The sequence below is a fragment of the Streptomyces sp. NPDC057654 genome (assembly GCF_042800135.1).
Lineage (GTDB): Bacteria > Actinomycetota > Actinomycetes > Streptomycetales > Streptomycetaceae > Streptomyces.
On sequence record NZ_JBHVHQ010001007.1, the window covers coordinates 1 to 2,919 of the forward strand.

Here is a 2,919-nt window from a genome sequence, read left to right on the forward strand (position 1 = left end):
GCTCTCGCCATCGCCAGCGCCGCCGGGAGCAGCAGCGGAAACGCGGGCAGCAGGAAGCGCGGCTTCGACGCGAAGTACTTCGAGCCGCCCAGCGCGATGACGACCAGCACCAGCGTGTAGACGAACACCGGCAGCGGCGGCCGGTCCAGCGCGAGGAAGACCAGCGCCAGCAGCGCCACGACGATCACCGCGAAGGTCACGTAGTAGCCGAGCCGGCTCAGGCCGATCACCAGATGGCGGATGAACATCAGCGCGTCGTAGCCGAAGTCGAAACGCGAGCCCCAGCCGCGCTGCACCTCGAAGTAGCCGAGCGGGCTGCCCTGCCGGGCGCCGACCCAGGCCACGTACCCGAGCCAGCCCGCCGGCGAGAGCGCCGCCCCCGCCCACACCCGCCAGTTCCGGCGGGCGCGCCCGTCCCGCCACAGCAGGACCGCCGCCGCGCAGCAGAGCGCCGCCGCCACCGCGACGCCGTTGGGGCGGCAGACGCCCGCGAGCAGGGCGAGGCCCCCGGCCCACACCCAGCGGCCGGTCAGCAGCGCGTACAGCGACCAGGCGGCGAGCGCCGTCATCAGCGGCTCGGTGTACGCCATCGTCTCGATGACCGCGTGCGGCAGCAGCCCCCACAGCAGCACGAGCAGCGTCCCGACGCGGCGCCCGTGCAGCCGCTCGCCGACCGCGTACAGCCCCCAGGCCGCGGCCGCCGACGAGACCCAGGCGACCAGCAGCCCCGCGTTGACCAGCCCGATCGGCAGAACGCTCGCCACGCCGCGCATGAGGCCCGGGAAGAGCGGGAAGAACGCCGTGTCGCTGAAGTGCTGCCCCGCCCAGCCGGCGGTCGGGTGGACCGTGTCGTACCCGCTGCGGGCGATGCCCGTGTACCAGGTGCCGTCCCAGGCCAGCCCCAGCGTGGTCCGCGGGTGGCGGCCGACCCGCCAGGCCCAGGCCGCCATCGTCAGCATCCCGGTCAGCCGCACGGCGGCGTACAGGCCGAGCGCCGGAGCCGCCCGGCGCAGCGCGCCGCGGACGCGCTCCCCCCTGCGGGACGCTCCCGCGCCGTCGGCCGGCTGCGGTTCCGGGGCTCGTACGGGCATGGCGGTGTCGGCGGACACGGCTCACCTCCGGTGCGGGGGCGGTTGCGAGTACGGGCCGGCGCCCCAGGGCGGCCGGGCCCGGCACCCCGACTCTGCGCGCCCGCCACCTGGTGCGCGACCGCTGTCCGCCGTCCGTAGGGCCCGTGCACCCGCTCGGACGCGGGGGCCGCGTGGCGGCGTGACATCGGGGGCGGCTTGTGCCGGGGGCCGTGTGGGGACGTGGGCCGCTTGTGCCGGGGCGGGCCCGGCGCGTACGCGACTCCGGTACGTACGAAGCCCCCGTCCGTACACAGCCCCCGGCCTCCGCCCCCGCCCGCTTATCGTGAGGGCAGCAGCGCTCGGCGGGCCGGGCTCCGGATGCCGGGCGGGACAGGACTGGGGAACGCCTCAACGACTCGGGAAAGCGGGACCGTATGGACATGAGGGGGCAGGCCGGCGCGCGCGGCGCGGTGGGCTCACAGCGGTGGAGCCCGGCGGAGCGGGTGCGGGCCATGGGCACGTCCGTCTTCACGGAGATGACGGAACTCGCGCGCGCCACCGGCGCGGTCAACCTCGGGCAGGGCGTGCCCGAGCTGGAGAGCCCCGGCGCGCTGCTGGAGGACGTGGCGCGGGCGGTGCTCGCGGGCAGCAACCAGTACCCGCCGGCCGTCGGCGCGCCCGCGCTGCGCGAGGCCGTCGCGGCGCACCAGTTGCGCCGGTACGGGCTCGAATACCGCGCGCAGGGCGAGGTGCTCGTCACCACCGGCGCCACCGAGGCGCTCGCCGCCGCCCTGCTCGCGCTCTGCGACCCCGGCGACGAGGTGATCGCCTTCGATCCCTGCTACGACGCGTACGCGGCGGACGCCCGGCTGGCCGGCGCCCGGCTCGTCGGCGTGCCGCTCGCCCCCGACGGGGACGGCTTCGTCCTCGACGCCGACGCCCTGCGCGCCGCCGTGACGCCCCGCACCCGCGTCCTGGTGCTGAACAGCCCGCACAACCCGACGGGCAAGGTGTTCACCGAGGCCGAGCTGGCGGCCGTCGCCGAGGTGTGCCGCGAGCACGACCTGATCGCCGTGACGGACGAGGTGTACGAGCACCTCGTGTACGACGACGGCGCCCGCCATCTGCCCCTCGCGTCGCTGCCCGGCATGCGGGAGCGGACCCTCGCGATCTCCTCGGCGGGCAAGACCTTCAACGTCACCGGCTGGAAGATCGGCTGGGTCTGCGGCCCGGCCCGCCTGGTCGGCGCGGTCGGGGCGGCGAAGCAGTTCCTCACGTACGCCTCGGGGACCCCCTACCAGGAGGCGCTGGCGCGGGCGCTCGGCTCGGTGGAGGAGTGGGCGGCCGGGCTGCGCGCCACCCTGCGGCACCACCGCGACCTGCTCGCCGAGGGCCTGGCGCAGGCGGGGCTGCGCCCGTTCCGCGCGGACGCGGGCTATTTCGTGCAGGCGGACGTACGGCCCTGGGGCCATGGCGACGGGGTGCGTTTCTGCCGCGAACTCCCGGAGCGGGCCGGGGTGGTGGCGATCCCGACCGCCGCCTTCTACGTGACCGAGGGCGCCCCCTCCCATCTGGTGCGCTTCTCCTTCTGCAAGCGCGAGGACGGCCTGCGCACGGCCGTGAAGCAGCTGGTCGCCGCCGCTCCCTGACGGCCCGTCATAGTCATCCGCCGGGAACCTCTGGTCTTGCTCAACTCTGCTTTGCCGTAAGGCGCTTGCGGGCAAAACCCCCGCAGGCACGAAGCGGGGGGGCCTCGCTTCGAAGCTTCGAAGCGGGAAGGAGTGAGGCGCTGATGGCGATCTTCATTGCGGCTCTGATCGCGATCGCCGGACTGACCCTGGTAGGAGTG

At 75.2% G+C, this 2,919-nt stretch carries 2 protein-coding genes; one reads left to right on the forward strand and one right to left on the reverse strand.

Annotated elements, in window-relative coordinates; all coding sequences use genetic code 11:
• The coding region (locus ACFU99_RS39630; protein ID WP_384402377.1) for a hypothetical protein at window positions 1–1,109 on the reverse strand (1,109 nt) is incomplete at its 3' end.
• 401 nt (window positions 1,110–1,510) lie between these two features.
• On the opposite strand from ACFU99_RS39630, the gene ACFU99_RS39635 reads away from it, so the two are divergent.
• Window positions 1,511–2,719: an aminotransferase class I/II-fold pyridoxal phosphate-dependent enzyme gene (locus tag ACFU99_RS39635; RefSeq protein WP_384402380.1), complete on the forward strand. Its 1,209-nt coding sequence runs from the start codon at window positions 1,511–1,513 to the stop codon at window positions 2,717–2,719.
• Window positions 2,720–2,919 lie beyond the last annotated feature (200 nt).

What these genes read in the sequence shown, in the direction of transcription:
- ACFU99_RS39635 (WP_384402380.1), top strand. Translation starts at nt 1,511, where the DNA reads ATGAGGGGGCAGGCCGGCGCGCGCGGCGCGGTGGGCTCACAGCGGTGG.